Origin of the sequence: Shewanella submarina (assembly GCF_042646185.1) — a bacterium.
Lineage (GTDB): Bacteria > Pseudomonadota > Gammaproteobacteria > Enterobacterales > Shewanellaceae > Shewanella > Shewanella corallii.
In genome coordinates, this window is record NZ_JBHRTD010000001.1 from 182,372 (window position 1) to 200,678 (window position 18,307).

The 18,307-nt window shown below is 51.1% G+C and carries 21 protein-coding genes; 12 read left to right on the plus strand and 9 right to left on the minus strand.

Features of this window, described 5'->3' with window-relative positions:
- Positions 1-48: 48 nt before the first annotated feature.
- Entirely contained in the window at positions 49-912 is an 864-nt protein-coding gene (locus ACFOE0_RS00840) for a TraB/GumN family protein (protein ID WP_248936527.1), read from the minus strand.
- A 76-nt stretch (positions 913-988) separates the two neighbouring features.
- Between ACFOE0_RS00840 and ACFOE0_RS00845 the strand changes: the two genes are divergently transcribed.
- Positions 989-1,297, plus strand: a complete 309-nt coding sequence (locus ACFOE0_RS00845; protein WP_248936528.1) for a prephenate dehydrogenase — start codon at positions 989-991, stop codon at positions 1,295-1,297.
- A gap of 82 nt (positions 1,298-1,379) precedes the next feature.
- The gene (locus ACFOE0_RS00850; RefSeq protein WP_248936529.1) at positions 1,380-3,110 is read left to right on the plus strand and encodes an EAL domain-containing protein; all 1,731 of its coding nucleotides are present in this window, start codon (positions 1,380-1,382) and stop codon (positions 3,108-3,110) included.
- Between the two features lie 61 nt (positions 3,111-3,171).
- Here ACFOE0_RS00850 and ACFOE0_RS00855 read toward each other — a convergent pair whose 3' ends face one another.
- Together ACFOE0_RS00855 and ACFOE0_RS00860 are read right to left on the minus strand one after the other, a co-directional pair.
- Entirely contained in the window at positions 3,172-3,714 is a 543-nt protein-coding gene (locus tag ACFOE0_RS00855) for a DUF3016 domain-containing protein (RefSeq protein WP_248936530.1), read from the minus strand.
- A 159-nt stretch (positions 3,715-3,873) separates the two neighbouring features.
- On the minus strand, positions 3,874-4,383 hold the full coding sequence (locus tag ACFOE0_RS00860; RefSeq protein ID WP_115137553.1) for a DUF4240 domain-containing protein: 510 nt from the start codon (positions 4,381-4,383) through the stop codon (positions 3,874-3,876).
- Positions 4,384-4,564: 181 nt separating this feature from the next.
- Between ACFOE0_RS00860 and ACFOE0_RS00865 the strand changes: the two genes are divergently transcribed.
- From ACFOE0_RS00865 to ACFOE0_RS00875, 3 genes are all read left to right on the plus strand, one after another.
- The gene (locus ACFOE0_RS00865; protein ID WP_248936531.1) at positions 4,565-5,362 is read left to right on the plus strand and encodes a response regulator; all 798 of its coding nucleotides are present in this window, start codon (positions 4,565-4,567) and stop codon (positions 5,360-5,362) included.
- Between the two features lie 129 nt (positions 5,363-5,491).
- Positions 5,492-5,764 (plus strand): HU family DNA-binding protein, encoded by a 273-nt coding sequence (locus ACFOE0_RS00870; RefSeq protein ID WP_115137555.1) that lies wholly within the window; start codon positions 5,492-5,494, stop codon positions 5,762-5,764.
- A 398-nt stretch (positions 5,765-6,162) separates the two neighbouring features.
- Positions 6,163-6,855 (plus strand): TorF family putative porin, encoded by a 693-nt coding sequence (locus ACFOE0_RS00875; RefSeq protein WP_248936532.1) that lies wholly within the window; start codon positions 6,163-6,165, stop codon positions 6,853-6,855.
- Between the two features lie 89 nt (positions 6,856-6,944).
- On the opposite strand, the gene ACFOE0_RS00880 is transcribed toward ACFOE0_RS00875, so the two are convergent.
- Complete coding sequence (locus ACFOE0_RS00880; RefSeq protein WP_248936533.1) at positions 6,945-8,573, minus strand: mechanosensitive ion channel family protein; 1,629 nt, start codon at positions 8,571-8,573, stop codon at positions 6,945-6,947.
- Positions 8,574-8,821: 248 nt separating this feature from the next.
- Here ACFOE0_RS00880 and ACFOE0_RS00885 point away from each other — a divergent pair, with 248 nt between their 5' ends.
- A complete protein-coding gene (locus ACFOE0_RS00885; RefSeq protein WP_248936534.1) occupies positions 8,822-9,133 on the plus strand; it encodes a hypothetical protein in 312 nt (103 codons plus the stop codon).
- Here ACFOE0_RS00885 and ACFOE0_RS00890 read toward each other — a convergent pair.
- Together ACFOE0_RS00890 and ACFOE0_RS00895 are read right to left on the minus strand one after the other, a co-directional pair.
- Positions 9,130-9,255: a hypothetical protein gene (locus tag ACFOE0_RS00890; RefSeq protein WP_283106475.1), complete on the minus strand. Its 126-nt coding sequence runs from the start codon at positions 9,253-9,255 to the stop codon at positions 9,130-9,132. The two genes, ACFOE0_RS00885 and ACFOE0_RS00890, sit on opposite strands and share 4 nt — an antisense overlap.
- A 132-nt stretch (positions 9,256-9,387) precedes the next feature.
- Positions 9,388-9,618, minus strand: a complete 231-nt coding sequence (locus ACFOE0_RS00895) for a hypothetical protein (protein ID WP_248936535.1) — start codon at positions 9,616-9,618, stop codon at positions 9,388-9,390.
- Between the two features lie 244 nt (positions 9,619-9,862).
- On the opposite strand from ACFOE0_RS00895, the gene ACFOE0_RS00900 reads away from it, so the two are divergent.
- The 5 genes from ACFOE0_RS00900 (at position 9,863) to rraB (ending at position 14,315) form a co-directional block, all read left to right on the plus strand.
- Entirely contained in the window at positions 9,863-11,095 is a 1,233-nt protein-coding gene (locus ACFOE0_RS00900) for a hypothetical protein (RefSeq protein WP_248936536.1), read from the plus strand.
- Positions 11,079-11,990 carry a metal ABC transporter solute-binding protein, Zn/Mn family gene (locus ACFOE0_RS00905; protein ID WP_248936710.1) on the plus strand — a complete coding sequence of 304 codons (912 nt, stop codon included), beginning with the start codon at positions 11,079-11,081 and terminating at the stop codon, positions 11,988-11,990. Before ACFOE0_RS00900 ends, ACFOE0_RS00905 begins: the two co-directional genes overlap by 17 nt.
- 8 nt (positions 11,991-11,998) lie before the next feature.
- Positions 11,999-12,760 carry a metal ABC transporter permease gene (locus ACFOE0_RS00910; RefSeq protein ID WP_248936711.1) on the plus strand — a complete coding sequence of 254 codons (762 nt, stop codon included), beginning with the start codon at positions 11,999-12,001 and terminating at the stop codon, positions 12,758-12,760.
- 108 nt (positions 12,761-12,868) lie between these two features.
- On the plus strand, positions 12,869-13,603 hold the full coding sequence (locus tag ACFOE0_RS00915; RefSeq protein WP_248936537.1) for a 1-acylglycerol-3-phosphate O-acyltransferase: 735 nt from the start codon (positions 12,869-12,871) through the stop codon (positions 13,601-13,603).
- A 316-nt stretch (positions 13,604-13,919) separates the two neighbouring features.
- Complete coding sequence (gene rraB, locus ACFOE0_RS00920; protein WP_248936538.1) at positions 13,920-14,315, plus strand: ribonuclease E inhibitor RraB; 396 nt, start codon at positions 13,920-13,922, stop codon at positions 14,313-14,315.
- Between the two features lie 48 nt (positions 14,316-14,363).
- Here rraB and ACFOE0_RS00925 read toward each other — a convergent pair whose 3' ends face one another.
- Together ACFOE0_RS00925 and ACFOE0_RS00930 are read right to left on the minus strand one after the other, a co-directional pair.
- Positions 14,364-15,329 carry a GGDEF domain-containing protein gene (locus ACFOE0_RS00925; RefSeq protein ID WP_248936539.1) on the minus strand — a complete coding sequence of 322 codons (966 nt, stop codon included), beginning with the start codon at positions 15,327-15,329 and terminating at the stop codon, positions 14,364-14,366.
- A 17-nt stretch (positions 15,330-15,346) separates the two neighbouring features.
- Positions 15,347-16,372 carry a response regulator gene (locus ACFOE0_RS00930; RefSeq protein ID WP_248936540.1) on the minus strand — a complete coding sequence of 342 codons (1,026 nt, stop codon included), beginning with the start codon at positions 16,370-16,372 and terminating at the stop codon, positions 15,347-15,349.
- 226 nt (positions 16,373-16,598) lie between these two features.
- Between ACFOE0_RS00930 and ACFOE0_RS00935 the strand changes: the two genes are divergently transcribed.
- Positions 16,599-17,402 (plus strand): crotonase/enoyl-CoA hydratase family protein, encoded by an 804-nt coding sequence (locus tag ACFOE0_RS00935; protein WP_248936541.1) that lies wholly within the window; start codon positions 16,599-16,601, stop codon positions 17,400-17,402.
- Here ACFOE0_RS00935 and ACFOE0_RS00940 read toward each other — a convergent pair whose 3' ends face one another.
- Complete coding sequence (locus tag ACFOE0_RS00940) at positions 17,403-18,290, minus strand: DUF3530 family protein (RefSeq protein ID WP_283106477.1); 888 nt, start codon at positions 18,288-18,290, stop codon at positions 17,403-17,405.
- Positions 18,291-18,307: the final 17 nt, after the last annotated feature.

Here is an 18,307-nt window from a genome sequence, read left to right on the forward strand (position 1 = left end):
GTTATCAATCAAGTATAGACAGGGATAGCGAACCTGCGCCGATTACGACTAAAGTAATTTGGTCACTTTGACGCCTTTTTCTGCCAGCAGCTCGGGGATGGTTTGCTGCCCCACCAGGTGACCGGCTCCTATGATGATAAAGAGTGGACCTTTAATCTCTTTGTCTGCCAGCATGGTGGCTGTGGTATCAGCCATGGTTCGGTTGCGTTCCCACAACAGTATTTCCATAAAGGCTTTTTGTTCTGGCTGGCTCAAATCGCCTTCCATGATAGCCGCAAGCGCCTGGTTATCGCCATCTCGCCAGGCTTGGATAAGTTCCATAATATCATCTGGTTGCTGCTTAATTGCCTCTTCCAGCATCAACCACTGAACATCATCACTGAATGACGACAGCATAGCGAACTGCTGCTCAACGCTCTCCAACTCCAGTATCGATTTATCTCCCAGCCTGGCAAGAAAGTGGCTGTCAACGCCATGTTCAGGCTGTAGACCAAGCTCCATAAATTGGGCCAGGGTGAGTTGCATCGCCTGTACCCAGGGCGCCAACCCTGCGATTGACTGACATACCGCTTGCCTGGTTTGGCAGTAATCTGCCATCAGCGCCTTTTGTTCATCATTGAACTCATTGCGCTTGAGTCCATATTTGCGAAGAAGCGGCATCATATCGGCCTTGGTAACGTCTGCCTCAACGACTAACGCTCTGGAGTCATCGAATGCCTGCTCCACCTGCTTGGGCATAGGAAAAAAGTCAGCCTTGCCGATATGGATTGAACCCAGTAGCCAGGCGGTTTGGCCCTGATACTCAAGCTTGAAGAAGGGAGGTTTGTCTGTTTCTGAGGCAACGGAGGAGGCAGCATAAAACAGCAGCAGGGCTGAAGTGAGCAGGTGTTTGAACCGGAAACCTGTGATCATATGTTCCTTCCTATGGTGAAATGATCTGAGCAACTTGGGTATACTGCCGCCCAATATCTAAGTGAATGGAGTTGTTATGCCACACATCAAGGTGCTGGAGCAATTGCAGGAGAACCTGCAGCTGGTATACCGGCAGGCAATCGACGCAGACAATAAACTCAACGCGCTGCAACAGGCTGGTCACGGCAAGTTCCAGGCTGTGTTCAGTAAAGAGCAGGGGTTTAACACCAGCAGTAACCGTTTTCTGCCCTATGTAAAAGAGCTGGCGGAAGAGCTGGAAGAGATGAAGCTGGATACCGAACTGGATCAGGAAGGTCTGCAGTTGATGGTTAAGCGTCTGGCACTGCTGCTGCAAACCCTGCAGGCATTTAAGCGTAAAGCCTGAGCGTCTGTCTCGCGGCTGTAATGTGAACGTCATACAGGCGCAATAAACTCGACGGTAAATTCTTATAACCCGTTGAATAATTGTGGCAAAGGATGCGTTAACCCGAGAGTTGGAACAGCTGATTGCTGACGAGTCAGTGGATATAGTGTTCCAACCTATTTTCAATATTAACAGCCAGGAACTCCTGGGACTGGAAGCATTGAGCCGGGGTCCTTTGCACAGCCCGCTTTATTCTCCTGTGTCCCTGTTTCGGGCGGCTGAGGCCAACGGCAGGCTCAGTGAGCTGGAGACCTTGTGTCGCAGGCGCGCCCTGTCAGCTTTTTGCCGGGATTCCTTGCCCGGCAAGCTTTTCATTAATATCTCCCCGAAAGCTCTGCTCGACCCCAATCATCCAAGGGGGAAAACTCTGCAATTGCTCAGCGTGCTTGGGATCCCGCCTTCTAAAGTGGTTATTGAGCTGTCAGAGCAGTATCCCGCTGACGATATCGATCTGCTTAATGATTGCCTGCAGCACTATCGCAATCAGGGCTTTCTCACCGCCATCGATGATTTGGGAGCGGGTTATTCCGGGTTGAGGTTATGGTCTGAACTGGCACCTGACTTTGTCAAAATTGACCGTCATTTCAGTCACGGCATAGATACCAACTCCGTTAAGCAGGAGTTTGTGCGATCTATTGTGGAACTCTGCCAGAGCCTGACCTGCAAAGTGATAGCCGAGGGTATAGAGAACCATGATGAACTGGCTACTTTGAAGCGTCTTGGGGTGCAGTACTGCCAGGGGTATTTGCTTGGTAAGCCTGCAGCCGAACCGGTACTGACTATGCATGAGAGTTTACCGGTTGGCTTGCCCATCGCCATGCCCAGATATGGGGAAACGGCGCAAAGCCTGTGTTCTCCTGCGGTTGCCCTGTCCGCAAACTGTAAGCTCAAAGAGGCGGGGCTGATGTTTAGCCGACAGCCTGGTCTGCAGGCGTTGGTGGTGATGGAACAAAGTCGGGCAGTGGGCCTTTTGTATCGTAATCATCTGCTGGAGCTGTTCAGTACTCCCTACGGGCGAGCCCTGCATGAGAGTCGACCTTTGCATGAAGTGATGGATGGGGATGCGTTGCAGTTTCACGCTGGCACACCTTTGTCGTCAGTCAGCCAGTTACTTACGGCAGACAGTGAAACCGTCATTGCCCAACAGTTTATTATCCTCCGGGGGGAGGAGCTGCTGGGCGTTGGGAACACCCGGGATCTGCTGCAACGCATTACTGACCAAAGAATAAAACATGCCCGTCACGCCAACCCTTTGACCGGGTTGCCGGGCAATGTGCCGATTCAGGAGGAGCTGCAGCGGCTGCGTCAGATGGAGCTGGATTTTGAGCTGGCTTATTTCGACCTGAATCAGTTCAAACCCTATAACGATGTGTATGGATTCAGTCGCGGTGATGAAATGATTATCGCGCTGTCAGAACTGCTGCGCAGCCATCAATCTCCCGAATGCTTTGTTGGTCATATCGGCGGCGATGATTTTGTGATGATCTCCACTTCGGCCTGTTGTGTGCACATATGCCGCGAGGTATTGCAGGAATTTGAGCGAGTCAAAAGTCGTTTCTTCAGGGAGGCAGACTGGCGTGCTGGCTTTATTGAGTCCGAAGACAGACAGGGCAAGCCCTGCAAATACACATTGACCGGGCTGTCAGTGGGTATTCTCATGGCGGAGACCACCCGGTCATGCAGTGATGAAAGCTTGTCGGAATTGGCTGCTGCGGCAAAGAAGCAGGCCAAGCAATCTGAAGATGGCTTGGCGCTCTGGCCAATCGCGGTTTAGTGTTTTGGCTGAGACAAAAACGGCAGAGCTCAGACTCTGCCGTTAGATTGCTGGTCGCTGCTTACTTGGGAGGAGTGCCTTCCATACGCGGAGTGATGGTTTTATTAAACCAGTGCTTCAGCATCTGGTTTTCATACATAAAGGATTCCTGACGTCTGGGTTGAATTCCGCCCAGATAGTTAAGATCCCTGAGTTCCTCTTCACCTGACATAATTACCTGCTGACCTTTGGTGATCTGGTAACTGAAGGTGATTTTCGGCGGATAGATATCTTTTAACACCCGAATATCGCTGGCACTGGCGCCAAAGGTTGGGCGAACATCTCCAGCCAGATCTACATTGGTGACAGTCATCTGCATCTGTTCACCATGAGTCAGTACCTTCCGAGCCAACTTGGCCAGATTCTCTGTCATGGAGTCAAAAGCCCGCTGCTCGAACCTGGACTGCCTTTCTGCCGTGGACTCAATATCTGAGTACTTGTCCGGGTTTTGCCAGGTAATTTTGACAACACCATCCTGGGTGACAGGATTCTCCACTTTTTCATCCGCTGCCATAACACTGCCGGTAGCCAGTATGCCTGCGAGGATAAATGCTCTTGTTGCCATATAACAATCTCCTGATTGCGAGTCGTTAGCCTAGTGAAAGTTACTGAACTAACGGCATTTTTACTGTAATTCGTTGGGTTGAATTCAATGTACAAAAAGTAACCTGAATCACGGCTTAATACAATCGATATTGCTTATATGGCACAGAGCGAAAAAGGATCAAAACGGGAAGCGGTGAGCCAGTTCCGGGTAGGCTTTTTTCAGCATCTTGGGCCGGTTATCAAACTTCTTACCCGCAGGTGTCGCCTGCCCTGAAGGAACGAAGGGGAGCTCCTTGCCTGTGCGCTCTTCATAGAGCTGACCGGCAATCAGGTCATACTCCTCAAGGAATGGATAGGCATAGTCATCCACAAGTGGGAATTCAGGCACCTGTGCCAGTGAGTCCGGATTGGCAATTATCTTCTCGAACCACTCTTTACCCAGTGAAATAAGGTAGCTGCGGAACTCCGCGAACTCATACTCGCTGTCGATCCCGGTCAATACATAAGCTGCGCCCCAAACGCTCCACAAATAGCTGCGACGCATCTGCTGGGAAAAATGTTTGTCAAAGGCGGCCAGTTGCTCATCACTTAACGCGGACAATCTTTGCTTAAGTTGCTCGCTGAGTGCGCTGTTTGATTGGGTTAACGCGTCACGGCTGACCAGCTGCCAGAATTCGGATTCAGTCATTACAGAAATACCGGTAAATCGGGAAAACGACATTTTAGCTTGGCAGGGGTTGTCGGCCATAGAAAATTTCAGAGTTCCACCTGCTGTTACCGGGCTCAACTGCTATCTTTAGGGCGTAAGCTGCCGTTTAACAGACACACTTCTGTCGGCTCACAAGGGCAATGATGCTGAGGATTGATTTATGGAACACGTCTCGATTGATCAGTTATCGATACTCCTCATAGAACCTTCGAATGCACAGCGAAAAATCATCATGAGCCAACTTCAGGAAGAGGGGGTTCATGAAATAAAGACGGCTGACAGTCTGGAGTCCGGCAAAGAGCTGGCTCAGGAGTGGCGGCCGGATCTTGTGGTCAGTGCCATGCACTTTGCAGATGGCACTGCTCTGGACCTGGTTGCCCATGTCAAAAGCAGCGAAGCCGGTGAAGACACCCAGTTTATGTTGATCTCCAGTGAGTATCGCAAAGAGCAATTGGAGGCTTACCGTCAATCCGGCGTGGTGGCGATTTTACCCAAACCCTTTGAACTCGCTCATCTTCACTCGGCGCTGATGTCTACTGCCGAGTTATTGGGCCATGAGAATCTGGATCTGGAGTACCTGGAACCTCAGGACTTACGGGTGCTGCTGGTGGATGACAGTGCGCTGTCTCGCAAGATTATTCGCCGAACCCTGAATACCCTTGGGATGGAGGAGATCACGGAAGCTGAAGACGGTAAAGAGGCTATTCAACTGCTGCAGGACAACAACTTTGATCTTGTGATCACGGATTACAACATGCCCAAGGTGGATGGTCTGATGCTGGCCAAGTACATACGTCAGTACAGTGCTCAACCTATGGTCCCTATTCTGATGGTGTCGTCCGACGCCAATGAGTCACACCTTTCCAATGTCGCCAAGCACGGGGTTAATGCTTTATGCGATAAACCCTTTGAACCTCAGTTGGTTCGCAGGCTATTGAAACAATTGTTGGAAGAATAGTAATTTTTTGTCGTTAACTTCACATTAACATCTTCACGAACAGTTTACCTTGTGGCATGGTAACACTGACCCAGCAGCATCATGGGTCCTGTTACTTATCGATAACTGTGATGATGTGAGAAAATAACAATGAACAAGACGGAACTAATCGCCAAAATGGCGGAGAATGCTGAGCTGTCAAAAGCTGAAGCAACCCGCGCACTCAAGTCTTTCGAACAGGCTATCACTGAGGCCATGCAGGCTGGTGACAAGATCTCTATTCTGGGCTTTGGGTCATTTGAAGTTGGCAAACGGGCAGCACGTACTGGTCGCAATCCTCAAACTGGTAAAGATATTCAGATCCCTGAGGCAAACGTACCTAAGTTCAAAGCTGGTAAAGCTCTGCGTGACAGCGTGAACTGATATTCCTTTCCCATGTCGCAAAAAAGCCCTCAAACTGTGAGGGCTTTTTTATTGCATCAGTTTTATCCTGCCAACCGTGATTGCACCATGTGAGTGCCTATGCCCCAATAAAAGGCAGTCGCTGTGGCTGTATCTTGTCTGTCGCGCGCATCATCTCTACAGAACACTGGATAGTCATCAATAATTCCCGAACCGGATTGCTGCAAATTTAATCAATGTATAACAGTGGTTTGAGCAATCTTGTTTGGTCAATTCCTGGATGAGCCTTGTGGTTCTTCGTTCAGATAACTTCCCAATTGGCACGTGAATGGCAACTCAATGTGTGACCTGTGGCTGACTGCACTGTAATGGTTCATCAGTACAAACAGGATGGGGATTGACTAAACGAGGGGATAAGAATGAAGAACATAAGCGTTGGATTGGCCGCAGCCCTGGCTGGTGTATTGATGTCACAACCGGTCGCTGCAGAGGTGTCGGGTAATATAGGTTTTACTTCCAACTATTTGTGGCGTGGAGTCAGTCAAACCGCAGATGATGCTGCCATTCAGGGTGGTGTCGATTATGGACATGAGAGTGGATTCTACGCCGGTACCTGGGTGTCCAATGTAGACTTTGGTGATGGCACCAGCTATGAAATGGACTTGTATGCGGGCTTTGAAGGTGAGTTTGGTGACGGTTTCGGTTATGACGTTGGCTATCTCTACTATGGTTATCCGGATTCTCCCGGCAGCATCAGCTTTGGTGAGCTGTATGGCTCGCTCTCATGGAAATGGATCACTTTAGGCTATGCCAAGTTTATCCACGCCGGAAGTGATGTTGCCGCCGATGGGCTGGATGATGAAGACTACAGCTACCTGACTGCAGATGTCAGTGTTCCTGTCACTGAGATGCTGACACTGGATTTTCACTATGGCTATAACGATGGGGATGTTATCAGCTCCTGGTTCGGTACCGACAGCTACTCCGACTACCACGTAGCTCTGAGCGCAGCGACCAAGATGGGGGATGTCAGCTTCGCCGTGGCAGACACAGATCTGGACGATGACGATGTTAAAGTGGTGCTTGGCTACACCTACAATTTCGATTTCTAGCTGATTGCGGGCATCCCGAATCCGCCCGCTCAATCACAAGAGTTAATAAAAAAGCGCCCAGTGGCGCTTTTTTACTTTGCGGCAGAAAATTACTTCTCTGCAGTCTGGTAGATATGTACATCTCTTTGCGGGAAAGGAATGCTGATACCTTCGGCGTCGAAGCGCATCTTAACTTCCCGGGTAATATCCCAGTATACATCCCAGTAATCTTCAGGCTGACACCATGGACGAACCACGAAGTCTACGGAAGACTCACCCAGAGTGTGCAGCTTAACCACAGGCTCAGGATCTTTAAGGACTTTAGGGTGCTTGGTCACGACATCCATCAGTACTTTTTCTGCATGCTCAATATCATCTGAGTAGCCGATACCGAAGACCAGATCCACCCGACGGTTACGCTCAACAGTGATGTTGTTGATGGTGTCGCCCCAGATCTTGTTGTTTGGCACAATCAGACGCTGGTTATCGAAGGTCATAATGGTGGTAGATACCAGGCTCATATGGCTGACTTTACCTGTTACACCACCGGCGTTGATCAGATCACCCACGTCGAATGGACGATAGATGAGGATCATCATGCCTGAAGCGAAGTTGGACAGGGTGTCCTGCAGGGCAAAACCTATGACCACACCGGCGATACCGAAACCGGCCAGCAGTGGGCCAAGCTCAAAGCCAAGTTGTGACAGGGCAACCAGCAGGCCGATGGAGTAAACCACCTTGCTGGACAGCTTGGTGAAGAAGTCCTGCAGCAGCTTGCTGAACTTAAGTTTGGAGGTGCTCACTGCACGGCGAACAATGCTTTCCACAATACGGGCCAGCAGACTGGCAGCAAACAGGATCAGCAGGAAAATAAAGACCTTGAAGGTCAGTGATGGACCATGCTCAATCAGTTGGGCCTTGGCGCTATCCAGCCACTGCTGAAACAGACCTGAGGCCACGTCGATGTTCAGTACGTCCTGAGTAATATCGCCACTGACAGACAGCAGTGTCTTTTTCATGCTGTCAGTGTCCTGGCCGAGTTTGTCCAGCAGGGTGATCACCGACTCCAGGCTGGCATTACTGTTGTCCAGCCAGTCGCGGTACATGGCGACCTTGGCGGTCTGCTCTTGAGAAACATCTTTACCGGCCGCATCGGCTTCAGCCACAGACGACTTCAGCTGTTGTTGCAGGAAGGTCACAAGGCTTTCCAGACGCTCACCACGACGGGTGAGGGTTTTGATCAGTGCCGCTTTATTGGCAGACACATCCATACCTACTTTTTCAGCCCAGTGAATGGTTTCCAGTTGGGCTTCATAGAACTGATCACGTTCAGTCTCACGCTTGGCGATCAGGGCAATGGTCGCGCCGTCGTTTGATGTGCCCAGTTGCTGCTTGAGTTTATCAACACTGTTGGCCAGATAGGTTTCTACCTGAGCAATAAACTGCAGTTGTTCGGTGATCAGTGGCTTAAGGGATGCGCTGTCCGGGCTGGACTTGGCAACCTGAGAGCCGATCAGGCTGCGCAGCTCACCAATTTTCTTGATGATGCGGTATTCGGTCAGGGCGCGAATTTCGCCTTTGGCGGTTTTCAGCTGGGCAATATCGTGGTCGATATCACCTTGCAGCAGCATAATTTGTTGATTGACCTGTTGTGGTGTCAGGGTCGACTCATCGGCCCAAACGCCTGTGCTCAGCACAGATAACAGCATGGCCAGCAGCAGAGTGGAAACTTTTGACATGGGAATAAAAATATCCTTGATGACGTTAAGGCCGTAATGATATTCCCCGGCAAGAGTTGCGGCAACAGAGAAAAAACCTGTCTGGGAAAGATTCAATAACTTAAGTTGGGATTGCCGAAAAGTTTGAATAAGGTCGTGGGAAATATCACTTTGCAGTCACATTTTGCTGACGTTCTGGTATAGACTCTCACCCCCTGAGTACCGGCAGTGAGTTGCCTGGTAACCCTTCTCTTTATTGGAGCATCACCATGATCTGCCCACATTGCAGCAAAGGTTTCAGCATTGCGCGAATAGAAAACCAAAGGGGGAAAGGCCTGAAAGCTGAGTTTCAGTGCCCGCACTGTCACGCCTGGCTGGGGAAAAACGTAACGCTGCAGCGACTCAAGATTACTGGCTTCTATGTCGCTGCAGGTATGGCTGCCTGTTATTGGTGGCTACCTCAGTACAAGGCTATTGCTGCCCCGGTAGGCATAGTCGCTCTTATACTGCTGTTGGCATCACATATTATGGACCACATTAAAGTCCGGGAACTGCCACCAGAGGAGCAGGATAAGGCTTAATCTATGACCACTTCCTGGCCGGCGAGTGAGGCTTCTACCCACCAAATGCCGCCTAATACCGCTGCCAGGAACAGCAGAATAAATACGATCAGTCCCAGATTCGCACGCAAAAAGGCCAGCATTTTTACCTCCCGATTTTCCTCATTGCGGATCAGCCGCAATTTTCTGCTTCCAACCTTAGTTTTTACAGCTTAACTCAGGCTTAATTTACACTTAAGCTAAAAATTTGCACTGCCGCTGGTGCTGACTTGTAATTAATTTGTGGTAAAGTTCGGCGAAAGTAAATTTGGAATTTTACTTAACACAATTAGCAGGAGCAGACTTTTTTGAGACCCGTTGGCAAGTTTTCCAAGCAGATAACTATCTGGCTGTTGTTCAGCTGGATAAGTCTGGTTGTGCTTGCTCCGGCCCACAGTCTGACCCACATCAAGGATGGTGAGCAGTCGCAACTGGCTCACTGCAGCCTGTGTTTTCATCAGCATCATCAAAATACATGTCTGCCCTCAACCGAGCTTATCCTGCCTCAGGTTGAAAACAAATCCATTCCCTATTTCGAGGTTAGCTTCCACTCCTGGCAGGCTCCCTCATTCCATTATTTCACCCGCGGTCCGCCCCTATTTCTCTGATTTACCTAAATTTAAATCAATTACTTAGTCTGCTTGCCTATGTGCTTGCGGGCGTGTGCCAATTCATCTGAAGAATTGGTCTCAGGATTATTTTGGAGAAAAAATGAAAACCACATCTCTGTTTGGCCAGGCTGGCCGTATTTCTGCTGTTGCTGCAGCCCTGACCGCGACTTTCGCTGCTGCTGAGACTCCGACATTGAGCAACCCGCTTATCAGTGCGGTACTGGATGGTTACTATCAATCAGAAGACCGCATTCTGGGACGGGAAAAAGGTTTTGGCCTGGGTGAGACCGAGCTGGCGATCAGTGCCAACATCGATGACATGTTTTACGGCAAGATCACCACTGTTTTGGAAGTGCATGGCAGCGAAACCGAAGTTGAGCTGGAAGAGGCATTTATTCAAACCCTGAACCTGCCGGCAGGTATGGGTATTCGTGGCGGTCGCTTCCTGTCTGATATCGGTTATTTGAATAATCAGCACCCACACACTGATTCCTTTGTCGAGCGTCCAGGTGTGTACCGCGCGTTCCTGGGCAGCCACTACTTTGACGATGGTCTGCGTTTTAACTATCTGGCTCCGACCGATACCTATTGGTTGCTGGGTGTAGAAGGATTCAGCGGTGATTCTCTGCGTGCAGCAGATGAGTCCGGTGAGCGTGAATATGAAACTGTTGGGGTGTATACCGCTTACACCAAAATTGGTGGCGACATAGGTGACTCCAGCTCCTGGCAGTTGGGCCTGAGCTACCTGCGCAATGAAAATGGTCGCATGAGTGCCCATGAGGAGCATGGTCACGAAGAGGAAGGACATGCTGAAGAGGAGCATGGACACGAAGAACACGGCCATAGCCACAGTGCAGCCTATACAGGTGAAAACATGTATGGTGCCGACTTCGTCTTCAAGTGGGCTCCCGACGGCAATTACAAGTATCAGCATCTGACTGTGAGTGGTGAGTTCTTCCGTATCGAAGACTTTATGCCGCTGGAAGAGCACCATGAAGAGGAGGAGCACGAAGAAGAACATGGACACGAGGGCCATGGTAAAGACTATATGCAGGGCTGGTACCTGAGCAGTGTTTACCAGTTCTCTCCACACTGGTCTGCCGGTATTCGTTATGGTCAGGTGGACACTCAGCTGATGCACGAAGATCACTTCGATGCGCAAAAGCTGAAGGAAACTGATGTGATGCTGGCATGGCATAACAGCCACTTCTCTACCGTACGTCTGCAGTATACCCGCCAGGATGGCACCAACTTTGACGGTTTCACCGATGACAACATCATCACTCTGCAATATGTGATGACTCTGGGGGCCCATGGTGCGCATCAATTCTAATTGGCTTAACGCCTCTTTGCTGACGCTGAGCCTGGGCATAGTGCCCATGGCCTCGGCTGAGCTGAATATCTTTGCCTGTGAACCTGAGTATGGCGCTATTGCCAGCGAACTGGCGCCGAATGCCAGTGTTTACTCGGCGACAACGGCATTCCAGGACCCGCATCTGGTACAGGCAAGACCCAGCCTGATCGCCAAGATGCGTCGCGCTGATTTGGCGGTATGCGCCGGGGCTCAACTGGAGGTGGGTTGGTTGCCCATGCTGCAGATGAAAGCCGCTAATCCGGCCATGAACTCTACAGACAAGGGCCTGTTCTTCGCCACTGATCATGTGGAGACGCTGGATAAGCTGGATAAGGTCGATCGCTCTATGGGGGACGTACACGCCGAGGGGAATCCTCATGTGCACTTCTCTCCCGGACGGATGCTGCAGGTGGCCCGTGCCATGGCCAGCAAGATGGAACAACTGGACCCAGCCAATGCCGCCACTTATCAGGCTAACCTGAAGCAGTTTGAGCAGCGTTGGCAGGCAGCGATCCCCAAGTGGGAAGCTGATGCACAGGTGCTGAAAGGCAAGAAGGTGATTGGTTATCACTCCAGCTATCGCTATCTGTTCGATTGGTTGGGTGTGGAGCAGACCGCAGACCTGGAGCCAAAGCCGGGTATTCCACCTTCCAGCAGTCATCTGGCGTCATTGTTGTCCCGCGCCAAGCAGGGGGATATCTCTGCGATTGTGGTCGCGAGCTACCAGGACCGACGTGGCGCTGACTGGCTGGCGGAGCGGACCGGTCTGCCTGTGGTGGTTCTGCCTATGACAGTGGGTGGCGATGATCAAAGCACTGACATGTTTGGTCTGTACTCCAGTGTTATCGGCAAGCTGAAAGGGACTGTGCAGTGAGTGCAGAAATGCTTCAGGTACTGATGCCGGCCTTTGTGGCTGGCATATTGGTCCTTTCAACCCATGTGATTCTGGGGCGTCAGGTACTCAAGCGCGGCATTATCTTTATCGACCTAGCGATTGCTCAGGTTGCCGCGCTGGGAACCGTGCTGGTGCATATGAGCCACGAGATGGAACATATGCCCCTGGCAAACCTGTGGATGCCCTTGTGTTTTGCACTGGCGGCCGCGGGATTGATCGCCTGGCTGGAAAAGCATATGGCTCAGGAGCTGGAAGCGATGATCGGTTGCTTCTACGTGCTGGCCGCCGTGTCTGCCATGTTGATTCTGTCCCACGATCCCCACGGTGGTGAACTGCTGAAGCAGGTATTGTCAGGACAGATCCTCTGGGTCGATTGGTCGACACTGATACTGCCTGCCATAGCTTCAATACTGGTGTTGGCATTAGTGCTTTGGCGTCCGCAGTTATTGTCGGGCCGGGCCTTCTATCTGCTGTTTGCTCTGATGATTACGCTGTCGGTTGAGTTGGTTGGGGTATATCTGGTGTTCAGTTCTCTGATATTGCCGGCACTGGCCATCAACAGGTGCAAATCTAAATGGGCATTGGCATGGGCTTATCTGGTCGGTGCAGTGGGTTATTTACTGGGACTTTGGCTGTCTGCCAGCTATGATCTGCCCGCCGGAGCCGCGATTGTGGTTACCCTGGCGCTGTCAGCTTTGGTGTTCAGACTGACCTATTTGCGGTTAGCACCTTATAAATCAATGGCCTGAAAACCTGATTTGAAGTGAACGTTATTTAAGCGTACAGCTGTTATCAAAAGATTGAGCGACAGTGAGTTGCTGGCTATACTGTCGCCAATTTTTCTGCAGGAGACTGTCGTGCTGTTAATCGTCAGATGTCTGTTGTTGGCTGTTATGCTGGTATTCGCTTTCCTTTTCGGTGGCCTGTACTGCTTGCTACGACCGCTTCACAGAGACAATGTACATATGTTCGCCAAGCTGTTTTCAGCTGTGGCGCCTGTTTTGGGTATTAAGGTTATTGTTCGCAGACCTGCCGGTGAGTCCAAGGGGCCTTGCGTCTATCTGGCCAATCACCAGAACAACTATGACATGTTCACTCACACCGCCGCAGTGCCAAAAGGGACTGTGAGTCTGGGGAAGAAGAGCATTCTGTGGATGCCGCTGTTCGGCCAGATTTACTGGCTGTCAGGTAATATCCTTATCGACCGCAAAAACCGCAGCAAAGCCTTCGATACCATGGCCAAGACGGCTCAGAAGATCAAAGAAAAGTGCCTGTCTGTGTGGATCTTCCCTGAGGGAACCCGCAGCCGTGGCCGTGGTCTGTTGCCTTTCAAGGCAGGTGCTTTCCATACTGCAATTGCTGCCGGTGTGCCCATGGTACCTGTGCTGGCTTCCAACCAGAGCGATATCCGCCTCAACCGCTGGAACAACGGTGTGGTGATTATTGAGGTAATGGACCCGGTAGAGACCAAAGGTCTGGGCAAAGACTCAGTTAAAGAGCTTGCCGGTCGTGTCCATAAAATCATGGAAGAGAAGTTGGCGCAGCTGAACGCAGAAGCTTCTGCCATGATGAATAATACCAATTTCATTTAATAGTTGATCTGTTTCAGCGGGAGTTCAATGTGCTTGAGGCAAGGCGAGTCGGCGAAGTCATAGTGGTTCTATGTCAAGACGACTCAACGCAGTATCAAGTGCATTGAAACCCGCACTGCGTGAGCGTGTCAGGAATCCTGCTTCTGTGTTGCATTGCTCTTAAAGGGAGCCACCCTTATTCAATCAATGCGCCTGGAATCAGAATCCCTGACACGCTCTGAATTGATCAAACTATTAATGAAGTTGGTATAGAACCACTGCTGCCCAAGGGTAGAAGTTTGTTATACTCCGGCCGTTGATTTAGATGGAGACGAGCATGTCTATTGAACGTATGCTGCAAGAGCAGTTGGAAGAGAACCGCGAAATCGTACAGGCATTGATGGATGATGGTTCAGATCCTGATGCCGAGTATGTGATTGAGCATCACTTTTCCAGTACCAACTTTGACCGTTTGGAAAAAGCTGCGGTAGATGCCTTCAAGCTGGGTTTTGAGGTGAATGACGCCGAAGAGATTGAGCTGGAAGATGGCAGCACTCTGTACTGCTTTGACGCCATTGCCAACCATCGCCTGGAAGTGGAACTGCTGGATCAGGCCTGTGAGCAACTGATGAACCTGGCAGTCAAGCAGAAGGTTGAGTATGACGGTTGGGGCACCTACTTTGTGGGTGACGAAATGCCGGAAGATGACGAAGACGAAGAGACCCTGCACTAATCCTGCGCTTCGGTACGAATATTAAAAACCCGCCAACTGGCGGGTTTTTTACTGACTATCCTCATCTTTTGTATACACCTGCACATTGTTACGCCCCGTTTCTTTGGCCCGGTACAGGGCAGCATCGGCCCGGCGGATCCAGTCTGAGTTCTGTGCTATCTCATCATCCAGCATGCAAATACCTGCGCTGACGGTGAACTTAATATTCTGTCCTTCCGCTTTCAGTGGGGAACGCTCCACCTTCTGTCTCAGTCTTTCGGCAAACTGACTGGCGCTGGCAGCATCTGTGTTGGGCAGGACTATGCCAAACTCCTCACCGCCATATCGACCTGCCACATCGGTTTCACGCAGAGAGTCACGGATCAATTTGGCCAGATGCTGAATCGCCCGGTCGCCGACCACATGACCATAGTTATCATTGATGGACTTGAAGAAGTCGATATCCAGCATCACCAGACTGGCATGCTCGTGATAGCGTTGGTAGCGCTCAAACTCCCGGTTCAGCAAATCCTGCCAATGTCTGCGGTTATAGAGCTTGGTCAGGCCATCAATCTGGCTCAGTTCAGCCAGTTCGGCATTGGCTTCTTTAAGCTGTAATTTGTTCACTGCAACGTCTGTGACATCGTAGATGATCATACAGATATGGGTGACATCTCCTGTCAGTGATGACAGGGAAAACAGGGTGACATTCTGGTACATAAACTCCGCCTGCCCGGTAATGGGGCGGAAGTTTTTAAAACGGAAGATATAGGGTCTCTGCTCCCAGCTGATAAAGGCTCTGTTTTGCAGGGTGAATACCACCTCCATTTTCTTCTTTAGCCACTCTTCATGCAGCTCAGGGAAGCATTCAAACAGGTTACGGTCACGCAGGGTGTTGGGGGAGATGCCGCTGTGGTTCTCCATAAAACCGTTCCAAAGCTGCACCCGATAATCTTTATCCAGCATCACCAAGCCCACTTCAATGGTTTGGACCATTTCGATCAGCCGGTGCAGTTCATTCATTTGATTAGGCATAGGGCTTCCTGACGTCTTTAATCCAGCAAATAACTGAGCTTGGTATTCAAGGTGGGAATGGAGTCTTCAGTGAACAACAGCAGCAGATCACAGCGAATGTTGTAGCTCTCTATCTGGTAATTGATCTCCATCGCCAGGGTACGTTGCCATTTGTTGATTCTGGCATTGATAAGCTCAGATACATTGCAGTGTCGTCCCAACACTACGGGGTGAGACTGGCTATAACTCATATGCAGTTGCTCAAACACACCACGCAAAAATGCCCCCACAAGTACATTGCCTGTGTCCATCAACACTTCAATTTCTGTGTCGGGATCCCTGGGATTATCCAGTCCCATTAACTCGGCCATCTCCTCAAAGCTGCCGTCATAAAACATCAGCAGGGCTTCTCCGGCCACGCCAGCAGCGATAAAGCCCTGGCACAGAGCCGAGGCTTTACTTTCATGTTCAACAGATTTGAGCGCCATTGTCAGCTCGCTGGTTTCCAGCACATTGACGTTGGGGATGGGGAGTTTGACGAACACATCCAGTAGTTTGGCCAGCAAGTCTGCTGCCTGGCCCATGGCGACATTGGCGACCTCCTGACAGGCGTCGCGCAGGTCGACTTTTACAAAGGGGGAGTCATCGTCGGCCTTTGCCAGTTGTTCAGTCTGTTCAACAACAGGGGTCTCTTCGGGCATCAGAATGCCGTAGTTGATCAGCAGGGTACGTATCGCATCGAGGTTAACCGGCTTCTGAATGAAATCTATGGCGCCGAGGGCTTTAACTCTTTCGTGGGCTTTGGCTTGAATATCACCTGAGACGACAATAATCATGGCAGGCAGGTCTTGCTGTTGCACCTGGGTCAGCACCTGGTAGCCATCCATGACCGGCATATTCAGATCGAGAAATACGATCTCGCCTTTGCCTTCACGGATGGCAGTAACGCCCTCCTGGCCATTGGCGGCATAGTTTACCTCGACCTCCCATTCCGGCGGCAGACTGCGGGCCATCTGCTTTCTCGCCATCGCTGAGTCGTCGCATATCAATATCTGAGTCGCCATAGCTCCCTTATCCCTGCTTTGCCCGTTATAACAAGCCTAACACCGATTTCGGGACTTGACGGACTTTCGACTATTTTCCGGGCCGGACTCAGTGCAAACGGCGGTAAATTAAGGCCCTTCTAATTTACCCTTGTGGTGCTGCTGAAGCGCGGCAGTTTAACAAAGTCTTTGCATTTTGTATGCAAATCGTTCTACTGTGGCCCATCCAGACCGGTAGGAGAACCCTATGTCTTTGAAGTATGTGACTTTTGAAGTAAAAGACCAGATCGCCTTCGTGACCCTTAACAGGCCTGAGAAATTCAATGCTCTGAACTTCCAGATGTTCCTCGATATCTGTGAGGCGCAGCGGCTGATCCGCCGGGACTCCAGTATTCGAGCCGTTATTCTGACCGGGGCTGGAGGCAACTTCAGTTCCGGGTTGGATGTAAAAAGCGTGATGAAACAACCTATGCAGGCGGTCAGGCTGCTATTTAAGTGGTTGCCGGGTAATGCCAATCTGGCTCAGCGAGTCTCTATTGGCTGGCAGAGATTGCCGGTTCCTGTCATTGCCGTGCTTGAAGGTCACTGCTTTGGCGGAGGCATGCAGATTGCTCTGGGCGCAGATATGCGTTACGCCTCACCGGACAGTGACTTCTCCATTATGGAGGCCAAGTGGGGGCTGGTGCCGGATATGGCCGGACTGGCAATGTTGCGCAGCATACTTCCAAGAGACAAGGCACTTGAGTTGACGCTGACGGCAGAGATATTGTCGGCGCAGCAGGCTGCAGAGTATGGGCTTATCACCCGGGTTTATGAACAGCCCGGCGCAGAGGCCCTGGCTATGGCAGACAGAATCAGGCAAACCTCACCCGATGCGGCTGCGGCAATCAAACACAGTACCCACAGGAGTTGGCTGGCCGGCGTCAGGAGTCTGCTGGCGAGAGAGTCCTGGTATCAAATCCGTTTGCTTGCAGGGCGTAACAGTAAGATAGCGGCCAGACGTCAAACCAAAGACCCGGGCAAGGCCTGGTCTGAACGTCAGAGCTGGTAATCAGCGGATCAGGCTGGTGTAGGCAAACCCTTTAATCGCTTTGGAGGCATGCTGCCAACTGCTGGGCAGATCCAGGTTGAGAGACAGCTTGAGCTGGCGATATTTGGCTGGTCCCTTGGTGCGGGTAAGATTGCTTCTTTGGGCCAGGGTTTCCCGGGAGGCGGGGTGGCCATCGGGAGACTGAATATCCAGCACAGGTATCTCCAGTTCCGCCAGCGCTTTCACCAGTGCCGAATTGGATTTTTTCTCCGGCAAAAAGGGATTGAATACGACCAGCAGATCCGGCGTATTCATCTGCTTGGAATGCAGCAGCTCTATCACCATAGCTGCCGTCTGGTTGCTGACCACCAACACACGTTTTCCGGGATACTCACTGCCTATGGTGTCCAGTTGCGCCAGCGAGGCGGTGACACTCTTTTGCCTCTCTTCAATAAACTCCCTCATCTGCTGCTGGGTGAAACCTGGTGTGGCGCTGACCGAAGCCAACTCAAGCTGGCCTTCTCCGGCTTTGGCAATGGATTCAGCCGTGGTGGAGAAACTGGCTCTGGGCAGGGGAGTCGGGGAGGTCAGGTTAAGGCTGGCCCAGCCATCAGGGTTGAGTGAACGTCGCAGGTGGGCGATCAGACCCGGCGTGTCAGGCACCTGACCGGGGTTGGCCAGCAGTATGACTGCGCCATATTGATGTTTGCCTTCCCATGCTCTGACCAGCACCTGTTGCGCCTGTCCATCCACATCGATGGCATGCAGCTCATCATCGGGCAGATAGCCATAGCCGGGCTGCGCTGTGGCTGGCTGATAGCTGAGGGTCTCGGCGTGGCCACTCGATAACAACAGAGTCGACAACACAAAGGCAAGGGTGGATCTGAGCACGTAAAAATCCTTGTACATGATTTCCAGAAAAGCCC